Annotated in this window: 19 protein-coding genes and 1 other RNA gene; 3 read left to right on the top strand and 17 right to left on the bottom strand. The window is 40.9% G+C overall.

From position 1 onward, the window contains the following. Window positions 1-2: 2 nt before the first annotated feature. From ABVF55_RS08760 to ABVF55_RS08775, 4 genes are all read right to left on the bottom strand, one after another. On the bottom strand, window positions 3-1,160 hold the full coding sequence (locus tag ABVF55_RS08760) for a THUMP domain-containing class I SAM-dependent RNA methyltransferase (protein ID WP_445285239.1): 1,158 nt from the start codon (window positions 1,158-1,160) through the stop codon (window positions 3-5). A 66-nt stretch (window positions 1,161-1,226) separates the two neighbouring features. Beyond that, an RNA gene (rnpB, locus tag ABVF55_RS08765) (RNase P RNA component class B) lies at window positions 1,227-1,592 on the bottom strand. A gap of 16 nt (window positions 1,593-1,608) precedes the next feature. Continuing rightward, complete coding sequence (gpsB, locus tag ABVF55_RS08770; RefSeq protein WP_003010351.1) at window positions 1,609-1,950, bottom strand: cell division regulator GpsB; 342 nt, start codon at window positions 1,948-1,950, stop codon at window positions 1,609-1,611. Window positions 1,951-2,019: 69 nt separating this feature from the next. Beyond that, entirely contained in the window at window positions 2,020-2,547 is a 528-nt protein-coding gene (locus tag ABVF55_RS08775) for a DUF1273 domain-containing protein (protein WP_445285240.1), read from the bottom strand. Between the two features lie 64 nt (window positions 2,548-2,611). Between ABVF55_RS08775 and recU the strand changes: the two genes are divergently transcribed. Both recU and pbp1a read left to right on the top strand, forming a co-directional pair. Continuing rightward, complete coding sequence (gene recU / locus ABVF55_RS08780) at window positions 2,612-3,205, top strand: Holliday junction resolvase RecU (RefSeq protein ID WP_445285241.1); 594 nt, start codon at window positions 2,612-2,614, stop codon at window positions 3,203-3,205. Next, on the top strand, window positions 3,206-5,320 hold the full coding sequence (pbp1a, locus tag ABVF55_RS08785; protein ID WP_445285242.1) for a penicillin-binding protein PBP1A: 2,115 nt from the start codon (window positions 3,206-3,208) through the stop codon (window positions 5,318-5,320). It abuts the gene before it with no gap. Window positions 5,321-5,472: 152 nt separating this feature from the next. Here pbp1a and pepC read toward each other — a convergent pair whose 3' ends face one another. The 13 genes from pepC to rsmH form a co-directional block, all read right to left on the bottom strand. Then, entirely contained in the window at window positions 5,473-6,807 is a 1,335-nt protein-coding gene (gene pepC, locus ABVF55_RS08790; protein ID WP_049490968.1) for an aminopeptidase C, read from the bottom strand. 67 nt (window positions 6,808-6,874) lie between these two features. Next, window positions 6,875-7,426: a GNAT family N-acetyltransferase gene (locus ABVF55_RS08795; protein WP_049490969.1), complete on the bottom strand. Its 552-nt coding sequence runs from the start codon at window positions 7,424-7,426 to the stop codon at window positions 6,875-6,877. Between the two features lie 209 nt (window positions 7,427-7,635). Further along, on the bottom strand, window positions 7,636-8,460 hold the full coding sequence (gene nadE / locus ABVF55_RS08800; protein WP_003010362.1) for an ammonia-dependent NAD(+) synthetase: 825 nt from the start codon (window positions 8,458-8,460) through the stop codon (window positions 7,636-7,638). Beyond that, window positions 8,457-9,917, bottom strand: coding sequence for a nicotinate phosphoribosyltransferase (locus ABVF55_RS08805; RefSeq protein WP_049490970.1), 1,461 nt, complete (start codon window positions 9,915-9,917; stop codon window positions 8,457-8,459). Before ABVF55_RS08805 ends, nadE begins: the two co-directional genes overlap by 4 nt. A 138-nt stretch (window positions 9,918-10,055) precedes the next feature. Further along, window positions 10,056-10,967 (bottom strand): thioredoxin-disulfide reductase, encoded by a 912-nt coding sequence (trxB, locus tag ABVF55_RS08810; RefSeq protein ID WP_445285243.1) that lies wholly within the window; start codon window positions 10,965-10,967, stop codon window positions 10,056-10,058. Between the two features lie 58 nt (window positions 10,968-11,025). After that, the gene (locus tag ABVF55_RS08815; protein WP_003003995.1) at window positions 11,026-11,253 is read right to left on the bottom strand and encodes a DUF4059 family protein; all 228 of its coding nucleotides are present in this window, start codon (window positions 11,251-11,253) and stop codon (window positions 11,026-11,028) included. A gap of 81 nt (window positions 11,254-11,334) precedes the next feature. Then, the gene (locus tag ABVF55_RS08820) at window positions 11,335-12,078 is read right to left on the bottom strand and encodes an amino acid ABC transporter ATP-binding protein (RefSeq protein WP_445285244.1); all 744 of its coding nucleotides are present in this window, start codon (window positions 12,076-12,078) and stop codon (window positions 11,335-11,337) included. After that, a complete protein-coding gene (locus ABVF55_RS08825; RefSeq protein ID WP_024054761.1) occupies window positions 12,078-12,878 on the bottom strand; it encodes an amino acid ABC transporter permease in 801 nt (266 codons plus the stop codon). Before ABVF55_RS08825 ends, ABVF55_RS08820 begins: the two co-directional genes overlap by 1 nt. A 196-nt stretch (window positions 12,879-13,074) precedes the next feature. Next, a complete protein-coding gene (locus ABVF55_RS08830; RefSeq protein ID WP_045760261.1) occupies window positions 13,075-14,418 on the bottom strand; it encodes a DEAD/DEAH box helicase in 1,344 nt (447 codons plus the stop codon). 134 nt (window positions 14,419-14,552) lie between these two features. Then, on the bottom strand, window positions 14,553-15,545 hold the full coding sequence (gene mraY / locus ABVF55_RS08835) for a phospho-N-acetylmuramoyl-pentapeptide-transferase (RefSeq protein ID WP_003014926.1): 993 nt from the start codon (window positions 15,543-15,545) through the stop codon (window positions 14,553-14,555). A 1-nt stretch (window position 15,546) separates the two neighbouring features. Beyond that, complete coding sequence (gene pbp2x / locus ABVF55_RS08840) at window positions 15,547-17,829, bottom strand: penicillin-binding protein PBP2X (protein ID WP_155125291.1); 2,283 nt, start codon at window positions 17,827-17,829, stop codon at window positions 15,547-15,549. Then, window positions 17,822-18,157: a cell division protein FtsL gene (gene ftsL / locus ABVF55_RS08845; RefSeq protein WP_003014937.1), complete on the bottom strand. Its 336-nt coding sequence runs from the start codon at window positions 18,155-18,157 to the stop codon at window positions 17,822-17,824. The genes pbp2x and ftsL overlap by 8 nt, the downstream gene beginning before the upstream one ends. An 11-nt stretch (window positions 18,158-18,168) precedes the next feature. Then, the gene (gene rsmH, locus ABVF55_RS08850) at window positions 18,169-19,119 is read right to left on the bottom strand and encodes a 16S rRNA (cytosine(1402)-N(4))-methyltransferase RsmH (protein ID WP_003010377.1); all 951 of its coding nucleotides are present in this window, start codon (window positions 19,117-19,119) and stop codon (window positions 18,169-18,171) included. A gap of 150 nt (window positions 19,120-19,269) precedes the next feature. On the opposite strand from rsmH, the gene ABVF55_RS08855 reads away from it, so the two are divergent. Next, window positions 19,270-19,449 carry a hypothetical protein gene (locus ABVF55_RS08855; RefSeq protein ID WP_003014929.1) on the top strand — a complete coding sequence of 60 codons (180 nt, stop codon included), beginning with the start codon at window positions 19,270-19,272 and terminating at the stop codon, window positions 19,447-19,449. Window positions 19,450-19,569 lie beyond the last annotated feature (120 nt).

The following is a 19,569-nucleotide window of genomic DNA, read 5'->3' on the forward strand; positions in this document are numbered from 1 at the left end:
TTCTATGCCTTAATCTGCCGTTTTACTCGTTCCCCAAAATATTGGTAGAGATCAACTTTTAGGGTTCCGTTATAAAGTTTTCGTTTTTTATCTGCTTTACTACCGAATTTAGATTCAAAACCTTCATCACTGGTTAAGATGAATTTACTCCAGGTTCTGAGAGGTGCAAATACGTGCCCCATTTCAGTATACAATTTCGTCACACCCTCATCATCGGATAAGCGTTCTCCATATGGAGGGTTGGAGATAATCACCCCGTTGATCTTATCCGAGTGAAGATCTTGGACTCGCATTTGTTTAAAAGTAATGTCACTGCTAACGCCCGCTTTCTGGGCATTTTCTTTGGCAATCTCAACCATCCGTGCATCGATATCGGTTCCCATAATATCCAATTCGACCTCACGATTGATTTTTCTGCTTGCTTCTTGACGGACTTCATGAATCAAGCGATCATCCATCCAGTTCCATTCTTCAAAAGAAAAGGTCCGACGTAAACCAGGTGCCATATTTCTCGCAATCATCGCCGCCTCAATACAAAACGTTCCAGAACCACATGTCGGGTCAATCAAGGGCTTATCTGGATACCAGTTTGACAGCAGAAGAATTGCTGCTGCCATATTTTCCTTAATAGGGGCTCCCCCTTTTTCATTCCGATAACCACGTTTGAAGAGGCTACTACCAGTGGTGTCAATCAAGACAGTGGCTTGGTCTTTAAGGATCGATACTTCGATCTTGAACTCTGCCCCATTTTCCATGAGAGGAACACCTTCTGGTCGGGCATAGTGTTTTTGTAACTTTTTAACCACTGCTTTTTTCGAAATGGCCTGAACGCTAGGTTCATTATGGAGTTTTGATTTGACACATTTAGCCTTAGAAATAGGAAAACGTGCTCCTAAAGGCAAATAATTTTCCCAATCCAAAGCAAAGACACCTTGAAAGAGTTCTTCGAAGGTTTTGGCTGGAAAAATCCCAACCACAATTTTTACTCGATCAGCCGCGCGCAACCAGAGATTGGTCTCTATGATTGCTCGACGGTCTCCTTGAAATCGAATCCGTCCATTTTCGACCTGGCAATCGTAGCCAAGATCGCGTAGTTCTCGACCAACAACAGCCTCTAAGCCAGCAGCGGCCGTTGCAATCAATTCAAATTGTTTTTTCATCTTATTCCTATCACTTTAAAAAAGGAGGTTGAGATCTCTCTCCACCTCATCAACCTATATGCAATTTTCTATAAGCCATGTTTTGTTCCAGAAATGACTAGGTACCATTTCCTTCGATAATCATCTGTCTACTGTTTCCAGTCAGAATGCTATGTTCGTTTCCACGCATTCCATGCCCCGACCAAAGTTTGGGTTGCTAGCTTGAGGGGTTTACCGCGTTCCACTTTTTAGGTTTCCCTAAAAACTACGTCACTGTGGCACTTTCAGAGTTACTAGAGCTTATCCTTAGACTTAGCTCCTTCACTCGCCGTAACTTGAATACCAAGTCCCTAGGCTTATGGATTCACCTAGCACAAACACTACAGGCATCACAGCCTGTGCTAGCATGGACTTTCCTCATGAGAGGATTCTCTCACGCGATTATCCAAAAATTGCACAAACTATGGGATTAATAATCGCGATCTACGATCTGTTTCCCAAAAACTTCTTTTTCCAAACGATTGAGACGTTTGAGTATATCAAAGTTCGTCGCTGTTGTCACTTGCGGGAATTCTTGCGTAGCGGTGCTAGCAATCGGAGATGTTTGTGGTGTTTCCTGTGCTTTTTGGGCAAGTTCTTCACGAAGACGAGCGTTTTCTTCACGCAATTCCTTCACCAAAGCAGCATAGGTTTCATAGTCTTTTATGACATCATCCAAAAATTCATTTACTTCATCTTTATTATAACCACGAACTTCTCGTTTGAAATCTTGATCAAAAATATCTTTCGCAGTAAAAATAATACTCGCCATTACTCTCTCCAATCTAGTTCATCATCTCAATTATATAAAAAAATGGTAAGAAAAATCAAGGTATAACACTTAGTTTTCGTAAAAATTTTCAGCAAGTTCATTTAAGTCATCAAAACTTAATTGTTTGACATAAAATGGTTCTTTTTCTACCATCATTTTGTAAAGATATTTTAAATTGGTTTCATTTTCTGGATCATAAAAAAGGTAAGCTCCATCCGCGTTATCTATCAAAAACTGATTGTATTCTTTTAGTTGACCCGGATTGCTATAGTGGGGATAGGCATATTTCACGAAATCCACCTGTTTGAAGCGTGCTAATAATTCCTGATTGCTTTCATTCCAATTTTCGCCAACATTCTCAAATAGGAAGATCGTCGCCATTTGAAAATCGTAATCTTTTTTTAATGCAAAGGCGACCTCTAGTACCCAAGCCTCAAATCCCAAATTACCAGAAAAGACCAGCCATTTCACTCCTTCTTCAAATAGACGACGAAGATCTCTTTCAATGGCTTTTTTGATAATGGCCAGTCGAGGGTCTTTATTGGAAAAGACGCCCACATCAAAACTCTTATAACCTGCAACAAGTATGGTATTCATTTTTTCCTCATTATTCTAATTTATGATATAATAGAGTGATGTAATTGTACCAATAAGGAGAACTATGGTCAACTATCCACATAAAGTAGCCAAAAAAACCTTGGTCTCTACACAAAGGAAACATCCAGTCGACTTTGCGAATCGTGGGATGACATTTGAAAAAATGATCAATGAAAGCAATCAATACTATCTTTCTCGAGGTCTAGCTGTCATCCATAAAAAACCAACACCGATTCAAATCGTGAAAGTGGATTATCCACGTCGCAGTCGGGCAAAGATTGTTGAAGCCTATTTCAGGCAAGCCTCAACGACGGACTATTCTGGAGTATACAAGGGACGCTATATCGATTTTGAAGCTAAGGAAACACAGCAAAAACAGTCCATGCCGATGAAAAATTTTCATCAACATCAGATCGATCATATGGAAGCGGTTGTCCAGCAAGGTGGTATCTGTTTCGTTCTCTTGCATTTTGCAAAATTAAATGAAACATACTTACTTCCGGCTCCTGCACTCGTAGGCTATTACAACATCGATCATGGCAGTAAATCTATGCCTCTCTCGTATATCCAAGAGCATGGATTTCTTCTAGATAGGGATCGCCTTCCAAGCGTACCTTATCTCGATATTATCGAACAGAAACTTCTAGGCGGTATTTAAATGAACAAACAAACAGTCATTCAATGGTTAAAATATCTTGCTATTGCAGCCATTTCATTTTTCTTACTTTTATTTGTCCTTGGTGGATTGATCTTCGGTTATTATGCCATGAAGGCGCCAACCTTGTCTGAAAAAGATTTGGTTGCAACAACATCTAGTAAGATCTATGACAACCAAAATAACTTGATCGCGGATTTGGGAGCTGAGAAACGAATCAATGTCACAGCCAATGAAATCCCTACTGATTTGGTCAATGCTATCGTTGCGATTGAAGACCACCGTTTCTTCAATCACCGTGGGGTCGACATCATTCGGATCGGCGGTTCCTTCCTTCACAACTTGCGAGGAGGAAGTCAAGGTGGGTCAACCTTGACGCAACAATTGATCAAGTTAACCTATTTCTCCACTTCAGCCTCTGACCGTACCCTCTCTCGTAAGATCCAAGAAGCTTGGTTAGCAACCCAACTAGAAAAGAAAGCAACCAAACAAGAAATCTTGACCTATTACGTCAATAAAGTATTTATGGCGAATGGGAACTACGGAATGCAGACAGCTGCGAAAAGTTATTACGGAAAAGATCTAAAAGATCTTTCGCTCCCTCAATTGGCACTCCTTGCGGGGATGCCCCAAGCACCAAACCAATACGATCCATACTCCCATCCTGAAGCAGCGCAACAGCGCCGAAACTTAGTATTAAAAGAAATGCTCGATATGAAGACCATTTCTAACAAACAATACGAAGCAGCGGTCAATACACCTGTTACAGATGGTCTGCAAAGTCTCAGTTCTTCAAGCAGTTACCCAGCCTATATGGATAATTACCTAAAAGAAGTGATCGAGCAAGTCGAAGAAGAAACGGGCTACAATTTGTTGACAACCGGAATGGTTGTCTATACAAACGTGGATACAGAAGCTCAAAAGAAACTATGGGATATCTACAATACAGATGAATATGTCAATTACCCGGATGATGAAATGCAAGTAGCTTCTACCGTTATTGATGTCAATACTGGTAAAGTCATTGCTCAGCTGGGTTCTCGTCACCAATCCAGCAATGTTTCCTTTGGTACAAACCAAGCGGTTGAAACGAACCGTGACTGGGGTTCAACAATGAAACCAATCACAGATTACGCACCAGCTCTTGAACATGAGGAATATACCTCTACAGCAGCTACTACAACAGATGCGCCATACAACTTCCCTCATTCATCAACGCCTGTCTACAACTGGGACCGTTCATACTATGGTAGCATGTCCATTACCTACGCAATTCAACAATCTCGTAACGTGCCTGCGGTGAAGGCCCTGGAAAAAGTTGGTCTTAAACAAGCTAAGAAATTCCTCAATGGATTAGGGATCGATTACCCAGAAATGGTTTACGCCAACGCTATCTCGAGTAACACTAGCGATTCTAGCAACAAATACGGAGCCAGCAGTGAGAAAATGGCAGCTGCCTATGCTGCTTTTGCCAATGGCGGTACCTATTACAAACCATCCTATGTTAGTCGGGTTGTCTTTAGTGATGGTACAACCAAGGAATTTGAGTCCGAAGGAACTCGTGCAATGAAAGCAACAACTGCCTACATGATGACAGATATGATGAAGACAGTTCTCTTGTCTGGTACCGGTACAAATGCTGCCATTTCGGGAATCTACCAAGCTGGTAAGACAGGTACATCAAACTATGCTGATAACGAAATCGGTAAATTGACAAAAAATGCTTATTCAAATATTGTAACACCGGATGAATTGTTTGTAGGCTACACTCCTGAATATGCCATGGCAGTATGGACAGGTTATTCCAATCGCTTTACACCAGTATTGGATAATGGAATACAGGTCGCAACGGATGTCTACCGTCAAATGATGCTCTATCTTGCTAATAATAATAACTCTGGTCATACGGATTGGACGCAACCAAGTGGACTGTATCGAAGTGGTTCTTATCTCTACTTAAACAATGGTAAGAACAACTACAATAACTACTACTATGAGCCAAGTTATTCCACTGATCAGTATTCGTATGAAGAACCATCGTCTAGCTCTTCGAACGAAGAAAATCCATCTAAACCATCTGAGCCTTCTTCGCAAGACTCTAACAATCATAACGAATAATATAACAGAGAAGTCGGGCTTTTGCCCGGCTTTTTTTAAAACAATGGTTAAAAAACCAGAACGAATAAAATCTGATTTATTTAGTTAGACTTCCCAGCTTTTTTATTTTTGAGTATATAAAAAAAAGAGCCTTTCGGCTCTTTTCTGTATCATTATTTTGCCAAAGCTCCCATTGGATCCCACGGTGCTAGGACAATTGGTTCTGCTTCATAGGCTGCTAATTCGTCTGCTGTTAGGAATTCTTTACGAACCACGATTTGGTAGGTATATTCATCCATCCAAGCATCAGAAGCCACAAAGTAACCATCTGTACCGACCTTGTCTCCCCATGAATTTTCAACCTTCCATTTACGAGACTGACCTGCTTCGTCTAAATCAACCCCTGTCAAGACCATAGCATGTGTCATGAGACTTTCTGCATAGTCCAAGCGACCCGCCTTGTCTTGTGTCAAATGAATGTCCATGCCTGCTTCAAAATCGTAGACATCTGTTGCCAGGATTCCGGCTTTACGGTTGCTGACTTGGCCTACATCTGAACCAAACCAGACAGTTTCCCCTGCTTTCATTTGAGCAATGGCTAATTCTTTCAATCGATCCATTGGAACATTTAGGTAGCGGACTGGACGGCTACCAACAACATTGCCCAGCATATCTACGGTGTAAGAATTTCCATATGGCTTGTCTGTAGTTGGGGCATTGATAATAGAGACGTAATCGTCTAATTGAAGGTCTACATATTTTTTGTAGAAGCTTTGTGGAGTTAAACCACTTTCACTATGGAATTGGTTGTCCTTATCACGGTATGAAAAGTCAAATTCACGTGGAGGCAATCCTAAAGACATAGCCAAGAAGTTAAAAATTTCTTGCAACAGCGCTTGTTTCTTGCTCGCAACTGCCTCACTATCTGCGCCTGAGTGAATCAAATCACGCAAGATTTGCGCATCTTGACGCAAGAGTTTATTGAGGTAGGTGTTCAATTCCCGGCTATTGCTTGAAGAAATCGATTCTGGATAAACTGATTTTGGAACCACTCCGTATTTCTCAAAGAGAGATACCACCATATCCCATTGACCGCCATCTTGTTGTGGGGTTTGTAGGAGAAAAGCCACCTTACGGCTGGTCAATTCTTGGTCTGCTGTAGCAATCACTTGCTCCAAAAACCAGTTTGATTTTTCATACTTATCCCAAAAGAAAGTATGTGCTTGAGACAATTCAAAATCCTCCAATTGGAAGCTTGAAATCATCTTGTGACGGAAGGTATTTAAAGCAGCAAACATCCAACAACGTCCAGATGCTTTTTGGTTTGTCACCTTATCCTTGGTCAAATCAAGTGAAAAAACTGGTGTATTTTCTACTGCACTCTTGCGCGTTTCAAGCGATGCATGGATCCCATTGTGGGTAACAGCATTTTCAAGAGCCGCATATTTCACATTTGCTTCATAATTAGCATAGAGCTGGTCTGTAAATTCTTTCGTTAATTCTGACATAGCAATCTCCTTTTTTCGTTATTTACTATTATAATCCTTTGAGCAGAATCTTCAAGTAAAAATCACCCTATAGAGAGGGATTCTGTATAGAATAGATGATTTTATCCCCACAATATCCTTTGCGTTGAATGGCATGAGGGATGGTTTCTACATACTGCATTCCTGTCTTTTCCATGACTTTCCCTGAAGCAGGATTTAAACTGACATAAGTGGCTTTGATTTCTTTAAATCCGACTTCGTTCAATAAGAAAGCCAAAACAGCTATGACGGCTTCTGTCATGAATCCCTGCCCCCAGAATTTCTTGCCAAGGATATAACCTAGCTCGCATGATTGACTTTCCGGGTCCTGAGAAACCACACTAATATCTCCAATTACCTGATCCGGTGATGTTTTCAAACAAATCGCCCATTTATAAGTATCTGATTTACGATACTGTTCGATCCATCTTTTGATCGATTCTCTAGTTCTCTCAGAAGATGCATGGGCATCCCAGGTGACATATTTCAGGGTTTCAGGATCAGAAGCCCAATTTTCAAACATCGCTGATGCATCCTCCAAAACGAAAGGCCTCATGTATAAACGCTCCGTCTCTATGACAAGACTTCCAAGATGCTTCATAGATTGTCTCCCTTCATTTTTTCATGCAACTTGAACTTTGCAAGTTGGTTACTTTAATCTAGAAGAAAAGGACGGATGAAACCGCCCTTCTTTTTAATGCTTTTCACAATATTGTATGGTGAGACTACGAAATAGAACTCTACGAGTTACCGATTTCTACCTCGTTCTCCTATTTTAAGACTCGGGCTAAAAAGGTCCACTGGACCTTTTTACTCCCAAAAATGATCAAATACTGTGATTGGCAAGTGGCGTTTGTGTTGGCCTTTGTACCACCATTTTTCAATAGTGGCTTGAGCTTCTGGACTCACTTGTTTGCCTTCTAGGTAATCATCAATTTCATTATAGGTGACACCCAGTGCTACTTCATCTGCTATTCCTGGTTTTTCTTCTTCCAAATCTGCTGTTGGGATTTTCTCATAAAGAGCAGGATCGGCTCCTAAGGCCTTAAGCAATTGTTTTCCTTGGCGTTTATTCAAACGGAAAAGGGGTAAAATATCTGCACCACCATCTCCAAATTTTGTGAAGAAACCAGTAATATTTTCTGCAGCATGATCCGTTCCAATCACCGCTCCGCTGCGTGCTCCAGCTAGAGCATACTGAGCAATCATGCGACTGCGAGCCTTAATATTGCCTTTGTTAAAATCAGAAACCTCTGTTCCAGTCGCTTCTACTGCTCGTACCATTTCGTCAGCAGACTCCTTGATATTCACAACCAGGCTAACATCCGGCTGGATAAAGGCCAATGCTTTTTGTGCATCTGCTTCATCTGCTTGTACCCCATAAGGAAGACGAACGGCAATAAATTGATAGGAGGCATCTCCTGTTTCTGCACGCATTTCTTCCATGGCTAATTGAGCTAATCGTCCAGCAAGAGTTGAATCTTGTCCTCCTGAGATCCCTAATACAAATGTTTTCAAGAAGGGATGTTTTTTTAGATATCTTTTTAAGAAATCAACCGAGCGGCGAATCTCTTCCTGAGGATCAATGCTAGGCTTGACACCCAATTGTTGGATAATCTCTTCTTGCAAACTCATTTTGCTTCTCCTTCTCCATTGGCCTTGTTACGCATTTCCTCGATCAGATCCATCTTATCCTGCCAAATATCTTTGGCCAAGTCAACTGGGTAATGCTGTGGATTGAGAACGCGCTTGTATTCATCCCATAATTGATCGTAATTTTTACGAGCATATTCTTGAATTTCTGATAATGTTGGCAGTTGATAAACCAATTGACCCTCTTTAAAAATATCCACTAAAAGAGGAACCGCCTCAAAGTTTCGGACTGTTTTATTAATGTAGGTATAAGTTGGATGGAACATTTTAAGTTCTGTCAGTTGTGAAACATCTACTCCATCGTAAGTGATGTAGTCCCCTTCTGACTTACCTTTTTCACGGCTGGTAATCCGCCAGACTTGCTTTTTACCTGGTGTAGAAACTTTCTCTGCATTATTGGAAAGCTTGATGGTATTGATCATCTCTCCTGCTTCGTTTTCAACAGAGACAATTTTGTATACCGCTCCAAGCGCTGGTTGATCGTAAGCTGTAATTAACTTGGTTCCTACACCCCAAACATCAATTTTTGCTTTTTGCATTTTTAAGTTGAGGATGGTATTTTCATCCAAGTCATTAGAAGCGTAGATTTTAGCATTTGTAAACCCAGCCTCATCTAATTGCTGGCGAACCTTTTTAGAAATATAAGCAATATCTCCTGAGTCAATCCGGACGCCTAGGAAATTGATCTTATCTCCCATTTCACGCGCTACCTGAATAGCTGCTGGTACCCCAATACGAAGCGTATCATAGGTATCGACGAGGAAGACACAATCTTTATGGGTTTCCGCATAAGCTTTAAAGGCTTGATAGTCATTCCCATATACTTGTACAAGAGAATGGGCATGGGTTCCTAAAACTGGGATTCCAAAGAGTTTTCCTGCACGAACATTACTAGTTCCATTGGCCCCTCCGATGACTGCTGCACGAGTTCCCCAAATGGCCGCATCCATTTCTTGCGCACGACGTGTTCCAAATTCCATCAAAGGCTCATCTTCAATGACCGAACGAATACGAGCAGCTTTTGTTGCAATCAAGGTTTGAAAGTTGACGATATTCAAAAGGGCTGTTTCCACCAATTGACACTGAGCTAAAGGGCCCTCTACCTGAACAATTGGTTCATTCGCAAAGACTAAGTCTCCTTCTTGAGCCGATCGTACCGTCAATTCCAACTTGAGATCACGAAGATATTCCAAGAAGGCCCCATGATAACCAAGTGACTCTAAATAGGCAATATCGCTCTCAGAAAAACTCAAGTTTTCCAAGTATTTCACAATTCTCTCTAAGCCAGCAAATACAGCGTAACCGTTTTTAAAAGGCTGTTGACGAAAATACACTTCAAATACAGCATGTTTATTGTGGATACCTTGATCAAAATAGACTTGCATCATGTTGATTTGGTATAAATCAGTATGCAACGTTAAACTGTCATCTGGATACATATGTATACCTCTTTTTTATTGATTTGTTCTATGAATTCCTACCATAAAATTAGTACCATTATAGCACATTTCAGCTCTATTGAATACTGAAAGGAAAGCATGAAAAAAATCTGAGACAGGAAGCTCAGATTTTTTGGATTAAAAGTTTTCTGTGATATATTTATAAACTTCTTGGCCAGCAATCGCACCGTCTCCGACGGCTGTCGTCACTTGACGTAGGTCTTTTTGACGAACATCGCCAACTGCAAAAACACCTGGGACTGTGGTTCTCATATGATCATCCGTGATCACCCAGCCATTTTCATCTAAAATACCAAGTTCTGTCGCAAAATCACTGACAGGATCTAAACCGACATAGATAAAGACACCACCGAAGGCTTGCTCTCTAACCTCTCCTGTCTTCACATCTTTTAAAAGGACAGACGTTACTTTTTGTTCACCTTTAATTTCTTCAACAACCGTATTCCAAGCAAAATGAATTTTATCATTGGCAAAGGCACGATCTTGAAGAACCTTTTGAGCACGCAATTGATCACGACGATGGGCAATGGTCACTGTTTTTGCAAACTGAGTCAAAAAGACAGCTTCTTCTACCGCAGAATCGCCACCACCAACGACCAAGAGATCCTCGTCTCTAAAGAAAGCTCCATCACAAACAGCACAGTAGGAAATCCCTCTACTATTCAGCTCTTCTTCACCAGGGACATTCAATGAACGGTGGTTAGACCCTGTGGCAATCACCACGGTTTTAGCTTCAAATTCCCCATCATCTGTGACAATCTTTTTGGTTGCTCCGTGGTCTTCGATGCGCTCTACCTGACCAAACAAATGTTCCACACCAAGATTTTCCAAAGGCTCGAACATTTTTTCAGCCAAGTCTGGGCCACTAATATTCGCATAGCCAGGATAGTTTTCAATGTCAGACGTATTGTTCATTTGACCGCCTGGAATCCCTCTCTCAATTAATGCGACTTTTAAATTGCTTCGTGCTGCATAAAGGGCAGCAGTCATCCCTGCAGGACCTGCTCCAATAATCACTGTATCAAACATACACAACCTCTTTCTGTTTTGTTGTAACCATTATAATTCTAACACGGTCTTTTTGCAATTATCGTGCTTGAAAGATAAACAAAATCCCTATGACCGCAAAGGTTAAAATAGGAATCGTCATGATATCAATTAAGAGGATATCATACAAATGGGCTTGTCGTTGCTTGGCTGTTTTATCTTTCTTCTTAAGGGCACGGTAGCCAATCCAAATACAAGAAGCGATCCCAACTAAAATCGTTGTCGTCACTAAACTTTGTAAATATAAGGACAATAATTTATTTAACATCACGACTCCAAATATTTTTACATTTTCAGAAAACAAACCCAGCTAGCATCGCCAGCTGAGTCTTACCTCTCCTCTATTATATCAAACATAGGTCCGTTTGTAACTAGCAAAGAATTCTTTTGTCCGTTCTTCTTTTGGATGTTGCATGATTTCCTCTGGTGTTCCAGATTCAATAATCCGTCCTTTATCCAAAAATAATACCTTATCTGCTACTTGCGCTACAAAAGACATATCATGGCTGACCAGTACCATGGTTTGTCCTGATTTTGCCGCATTGGCAATGGATTTTTCAACTTCTCCAACCAATTCTGGATCCAAGGCTGAAGTCGGTTCATCCAACAAAAGAACCTCTGGTTTCATGGCCAAGGCACGGGCCAAAGCCACCCGTTGTTTTTGTCCACCTGAGAGGTGACGAGGATAGTGATTTTCACGATCCGATAAACCGACTTTTGCCAGTTCTTCTCGAGCAATTTTCGTTGCTTCTTGATCGGATAACCCCTTCACAACAATGAGCCCTTCTTTCACATTTTCAAGGGCTGTTTTTCTACCAAACAAATTAAACTGTTGGAACACCATGGCCAATTTTCTTCTTAAGGTTAAGATTTGATCTTGAGTAATGTGCTCAAAATCAACTTCGAAATCATCAATCTTAATTCTACCACTATCTGGTGCTTCCAAATAGTTTAAACTGCGTAAGAAGGTTGATTTACCAGCTCCCGAAGACCCGATTAGGGCCACGACTTCCCCTTTTTGAATTTCCAAACTTAGTTTATTTAAAACCTTTTGACCTGAAAATGTCTTTGATAATTCTGAAATATAAATCATTAGATCCGGACCTCCTGATCTGGTAAATCAATTGCTACGGGAGTCTCAATATCCAGTCGACGTTCAATGTGACGGCCTAGTATTTCAATGAGAATGTTCACAATCCAGTAAACAATCGATACCGTGATAAAGCGTTCAAAGTACTTCAAATCGCTCCCCCCAATAATCCGTGCTTGGGCAAAAATTTCAACTACACTGGCACTAAAGGCTAGCGAGGTCCCCTTGGTCAAGCCAATGAGAGAGTTGATTAAAGTAGGAGTTGCAACGACTGCTGCATTGGGAATAATAATCCGGCGATAAACTTGACGGTTGGTCATTCCAAGACTACGCGCTGCCTCAATTTCACCAGGATCCACTGATAAAATGGCTGCCCGGATGGTCTCACTCGCATAAGCCGCCTCATTAAAGGCAAGAGCCACAATTGCAAATAACTCAGCTGGAATGGCATTAATATTAAAAGCTGTTCCATAAGACTGATTGATCGCTTTTAAAATAAGAGGAATCCCATAATAGGTCAACATCAACTGAACCAACAAAGGAGTCCCCCGCAAAAAACTGACAAAAACAGCTTGAATCGGGTAAAGAATTCGTACACGATTAATTTTGACCAGAGCAAAAATCATGGCAAAAATAATCCCAAAAAATGCGCCTCCTAGGGCTAATAAAATCGTCACAGGCAATTTCCCAATGACTGCCGGAAATGCATCCAATACGGCTCTCAAACTAAACAGCTTGCTATCTGGAACGTGTTTTAAAAAGTCAGCATACCAGTTGGCAGCTAAAAGATTAGTTGTAAACATTTTTGTTACTTCCTTTCTCAAACATAAACATTCTATCACATTCACTATCGGAATTCCAAAAATTGCTACAGAAATAGAAAAATGATAGACTACTCAAATTTAGTCTATCATAATTTTAGACAAGTTCCTAATAGATTTTCTTTATGGAGTTCATAAAGAAAATCTATGTTTTCTTCTGAACATGTGAAAGAAGGGGTTAGAAAGTTTGACGTTTGTCCTTTCGTTCCGCCCGACCACGCGCACGGTTTTCAGCTCGCTTAGCTTTTCTCCTCTTTTCATCAACTGCCCATTTGATTTTTTTCTTGTAGCCTGGTTTGATTTTTTTCTTTTTCTTCTTCACCAGACCAATCATTTCGATATCGAGTTTCTCTTGCTTTTTCTCACGATTGGCCCGTCTATCCCGATCATAAGTATCTTCAATAACCCCATTTTTCAAGACTTTAGGTACGAAACGAATTCCCATTTTTTCTAGTTCACGGATATCTGAATCATCACTCGGTTGATAAAGAGTAATAGCGACACCTGGTAGACCATTGCGCCCTGTCCGACCGACACGGTGGACAAAGAAAGAAAGATCTTGTGGAATAGCATCGTTGATGACATGACTCACCCCTTCGATATCAATTCCACGAGCCGCTAAATCTGTGGCCACAATATACTCAAAATCAAGATTTTTAACCTGATTCATGATCCGTTTCCGTTCACGTGGTGGGATATCTCCGTGAATCTTTGCCACTTTCAATCCCTGAGCCACCAAATAGGCATGGAGATCATCTGCTCTCGTTTTGGTATTAACGAAAATCATGGCCAAATAAGGTTGCAAGGTCTTGGTCAATTGGTAAATTTGCTCATTTTTATCCCGACCCTTGGTGGAAACCAGCCAATTATCGATGGTATCTGAAATCACCGTCTTAGTCTTAATTTGCTCCATGACTGGGTTTGAGAGATATTTTTTCAAGAAAGGCTGCAATTTTTGCGGAATGGTGGCTGAAAAAACTAAAAATTGCAGTTGTTGCGGAAGACTTGAAGCAATCTTATCCACAGTAGACAAGAATCCCATGTCCAGTGTCATATCTGCCTCATCCACCACAAAAGTATGGGCCTTATGAATAGCCAGATCACCCGATGCAACCAGATCATAAATCCGGCCTGGAGTTCCAATCACGATATGTGGTTGTTTGACCTGCAGTTTTTCAATCTGACGGCTTTTATCCGTTCCTCCAACATAATTTACAATCCGAATCTCTTTTTCAGAATGACTAGCGATTTGACGAGCAGCTTGGTAAATTTGCGTCGCCAACTCCCGACTAGGAGCCGTGATGACCGCTTCTACTTGTTGGCTGTCTTCATTTAAGGTTTGAAAAATCGGCAAGAGGAAAGTATGGGTTTTCCCAGAACCTGTCTTTGACTCTCCTACCAAATCATTTCCAGCTAGGACAATCGGAATTAGTTTTTCCTGTACTTCGGTTGCTTCTCTAAAATTGATTTCTTTCAGTGCCTCTTGAATATAGGGCTTAAAATTAAACTCTGTAAATTTCATTTTCTCAGTTCCTTTCATGATCTCTATTATTATATCAGAAAAGCTGTCTTCTTGCCTCTCTTATGGGTCATTTTTCCTAACCAGCGAAGTCTCTCTGAGTCAGCAAAAAAACGATGGGCAAGCCCACCGTCGTTTTATAGGTAGAGAAGGACTAGAGTCACGACACTTGTCACCAAGGCAATGCTCCACATAAAGGCATCCACTTTCCATTCTGACCAGTTTTGCCCATTGCCAGAAAGGCCACCCAGTTCTAAATGATGGTGGAAAGGAGTCATTCGGAAAATCCGACGTCCTTCCCCGTAACGTTTCTTGGTCCATTTGAAATAGGTCACTTGTAGCATCACTGAACCTGTTTCAATGACATAGACCAGACCAATCAAGAGCAGCGTCCACTCGACATGCAAAGCCATTGACAAGGCTGCAAGCATCCCTCCAAGAGCTAGACTACCGACATCGCCCATAAAGATTTTAGCCGGCTTGTGGTTGAAGACAAAGAATCCAAGCAAGGCCCCAATCATACTCAAAGTCACAAAGAGAATGTCCCATTTTCCTTGCATATAGGCAATAAAGGAATAGGCACTCAGGCTAATAGCAACGGAGATGCTGGCTAATCCATCAATCCCATCTGTCAAATTGACCGCGTTTGAAAATCCAACCAACCAAAACAAAGCAAAGAGAATGTAGAAATGACCCAAGTAAAGATCGTAACCAAAGACATTCAAAAGGCTTCCTGCACCGTGGCGTTCAGAAAAAATATAGAAGATGATTCCACCAACAAGTTGAAGGGCTAATTTTTGTTTTGGGTTGAGACCTTCATTAATCTTACGAAAGACTTTTAAAAAGTCATCCAAAAATCCAACAATTCCATATAGAATCAAGATAAATAGAATAAGTTGAACAGGGCGCGTGAAATTTCCAGTCAATACGGTAACGACAAAACTAACTAGAACGGCTGTAATGAGAAATACAACTCCACCCATTGTCGGAGTGCCAGCTTTCGCTTTGTGTTGTTTCACATCTTCGTGCATTTGTTGCCCGGAAATATGAGCACGATGGTAAAATCGAATAAAGGCTGGAATAGCAGCCACTGTTAATAAAAACGATACAAGGATCGTAGCAATATACATCTTAGTCTCCTAATGTTAACGTAATCTTTTTAGTTTTATTGAGTGAGGTGTTCATTTTGACACTTTGTTTGGTTACTTTCTTTCCACTACCTTTATAGGTAATCTCAATTCCAGTCCATTCTCCAAAGATATCTGCATTTTTCTTGGTCCAACCATACATATCCGGAACCGCATCAAAGTCTTCTGTCAATAACAATACTTGCTGATTGGCTTTGACTTTAGAGCCTACATCCACAGACATCTTGCGGATATTTTTCCCGGTTCCTAGGACAATTGGTTGCACCAAATTGCGACGCAATTCCTCTGAATAAGCACCTGGGCTCAGATTTTGTTTCAGATTCAACTCCTTAGAGAGAGTTTCTACTGAAGGGATTTTGTAGGTCGTTTCTTTGGTCACATCATCCAAAGTTGGTGCCTCTGATGTTAGATGCAATTCGTCTTTTAAAGCAACTGCATCTTCCAAAATAGGATTGACCAGCTCTTCCCAGCTGGTGAATGAGAATTTCACTTCTGGTTGTTGGACCGTCACATACATGATGAATTCAGGATCTTCTGCAGGTGTCATGGCTACAACCGAGTAGATATAATCATTTTCTCCTTGCAAGTATCCTTGATCTGTCGCCATTTGGGCAGTCCCTGATTTCACCGCAACGTTTTGACCGGGTACCTGAATGATGGGTCCATCACTGTACAAGGTTCCATACTCTGGATCTGTTCCGACGGTGATCATATAGTTCCGTGTCTGTTGTGCAGCTGATCCTGAAACTGGTTTTCCAACAACTTCTTTTTTTGATTTGCGGGCTGTGTCTGATTTTTTATCGTAAATAGCACTAATAAACTTCGGCTCCAACATTTGTCCATCATTAGCGATGGCACTAAAGGCCCGTAACATTTGGGTTTGACTGACGGAAATCCCTTGACCGAAGGAAGACATGGCCTGACTGACATAGTTATCCCCTGGAAGACCCCCGTAAGCTTCATTTCCCATTCCAAAACGGGTCGGAAGACCGAATTTAAAGCGGGTTAGGTAGTCCATCCAGACAGCATTTCCCATCTTTTGCTCCAAGCGGGTCATCCCCACGTTACTTGAGTAAGCAAAGCCTTGTGCGATATTCATATAGCGACCTTCAGACAGTCCCATATTGACATCCCAGTCACGGATCGTCGCATCTTTTACTTGTAGTTCGTTACTGTAGTATACTTCATTATAGGCTGGGAAGGTTCCATGATCAATCGCCGAAGCTAATAACATGACCTTCATCGTTGAACCCGGTTCATATTGATCTTGATAAAGGATGGTATTCCAGGTTTTCAAGTTTTTCAGATCCAACCCTTGTTTGGTATCCGCATTATAGGATGGACGTTGCGTTGTCGCCAGGATTTCTCCAGTTTTTGCACTCACAAGAGTCGCACTAACATACTTTCCTTTTACTTTTTCTTGGAAAACATCCATTCGCGTCTCAAGGTAGGTTTGTAATTCTGCTGAAATGGTCGTATAGACATCTTTTCCATCTTCTGTTTTGACAGAAACCTTATCTGAACCAGGAACGATATTCCCGTTTCGGTCTTTGTCATAGGTGATAACCCCATTTTGACCAGCGAGAATACGATCGAGGGATTTCTCCATCCCTGATTGCCCCTTCAGGGTTTTATTCCCCTCTTTATCTTCTTGAAGAGAGGCCTGACCTATAAATTGAGAGGCAAAAACCCCATTTTTATAGCTCCGATTTGGACTAGTTGTAAAGGCAACCCCTTCAATCTTCGCCGCTTCCATGGCCTCACGGATGGCCGTCATATTGCTATAAGTTATGCCGTTTCCGTTCGAGCCAAAAGAAACTTGTTTCAATTTCTTTTGCGACAACTGTTGAATGACGTAATCCTCATCCATCCCTAAGTACTGCTTAAAGATTTCTGCTACTTTTTTAAATTGGCTCTCTTCTACATAGAGGATTTTCCCAGTTGCTGATTTGTACTTTTTATCAATAATAGCATAAACGTTATAGGTCGTCGCATCTTCAGCAATTACTGCTCCATTTCGGTCGTAGATCGTTCCACGTTTTGCAGGAACAATGACCGTCTGCTCATGGACTTTTTTGGCTTGATCCGATAAGGTTACACCAAATTTTTTGTCAGTCCCAATGATCATTGCAAAATTAATCAGAAAGAGAAAAAAGAGGAAAATCGCCAGTACACTGAGATTTTTCCCAACTTGTTTTCGATTCTGATCCGGCAAGCGACGTTTCTTTATCGAATACCCGATCAAAAATTTTTTGAATTTATTCATCACTACTTGCACTCACTGTTTTTCGATTTTCTTTTTGCAGCTTCATTCCTTGGGAGCTAGCCAACTGTGATAAGCGGTCATAACGTGTTAATTCATTGACCTCTTGACGAACATCTGCTAATTCCGTCTTTTTGGCTTCTAGTTCCGTATTCAAATCAGTCAATTCACTCTGAACTTGTAAAATCCGTGTCTGCATAAAGACGATACTAATGGCTAAAATAACAGCTGTTAGGACAATCGACCCATAAAAAGCCTTTTCTACTCTAGAGAAACGGCGAAAGCGGTCTTGCAGTAGCTGTGTTCTTGTTCTCTCATCTCTTGCTGCCATATCAATTCCTCTTACTTGTGTATTTTTCGAGCAACCCGTAATTTTGCTGAATGGGATCGATTATTTTCCTCAAGCTCTTCTTCACTTGGCAAAATAGGTTTCCGGTTGACTAACTCCATCTTTGGTTTCAAATCATCTGGAATAAAGGGAAGCCCCTTTGGAACCTCAACCGTCGAAGCTTCTTTAAACAATTGTTTGGTCAATCGATCCTCTAACGAATGAAAGGTAATCACAGAAATACGACCATCGAGGGCCAACAAATCCATGGCTTGCTGAATCGATTCATCCGCCGCTCCCAGTTCATCATTGACTTCGATACGAATGGCTTGGAAGATCTGTTTAGCAGGATGACCCTTTTTCTTGAGCTCCTTAGCTGGTTTAGCAGATTTAATAATCTCTGCTAATTCAGTCGTCGTTTCAATCGGTTTAATTGCTCGCGCTTGCTCAATTTTCCGCGCAATTTGCTTGGAAAATTTGTCCTCTCCATATTTGAAAAAAATGCGAACTAGATCATGGTAATCGTAGCTATTAACCACTTCATAGGCTGTTAAGGAAGCTTCTTGATTCATCCGCATGTCCAGTGGCGCATCTTTCTTGTAAGAAAATCCGCGTTCCCGTTCATCTAACTGAGGACTAGAGACACCTAGGTCATAACAGATTCCATCAATTTCAGTCACACCCAATTCGTTTAGACGTTCCTTCAAATGACGAAAGTTATCCTTAATGAAGGTCACCATGCCTTTCTCAATGAAAGGTGCCAAACGAATCTTAGCATTCTCAATTGCATGCTGATCTTGGTCAAAGGCATAAAGATGGCCCGATTCATTTAATTTTGTTAACAAATATTCGCTGTGGCCTGCCCCACCCAATGTGGCGTCTACATAGATACCATCTGGCTTAACATCCAGCATATCAATCGTTTCATGAAGCAAAACCGTTACATGATGAAATTCTTTACTCATATCTTTACTATTTTACCACAAATGGGACCAAGATGCACTCCTGAAAGAAAATTCACTAACTAATCCTATCGGACCTTTTCGGATCCTTCAAAATACCTAGAAAGGCTTGATTTTATTTGTTTCCTCTAGGATTTATGATACAATATTCTTATGAAAATAAGAAAACAGATTCTCATCCCACTTTTATTGGTCGATGCTATCGCTCTCTACTTTTTTCTAACCACTATTGAGGCTTGGATTTTTTGGCTTGCTGCCCTGATCCTAGTTGGCTCACTTTGGTGGCTCAAAAAAGCCATTCAAGGACAAAAAACAGAGATGGAAGAAAAATAATTTCTTCCATCTCTGTTTTTCTTTTGTTCCCTCCAAGTAATTTCTTAAATGAAGTAAACGAGCTCTGAAATAATAAAGAGGCTGGGACAAAAGTCCTAGCCTCTCAATTATTTTTGGATT

The sequence above is a fragment of the Streptococcus sp. KHUD_012 genome (assembly GCF_052588255.1).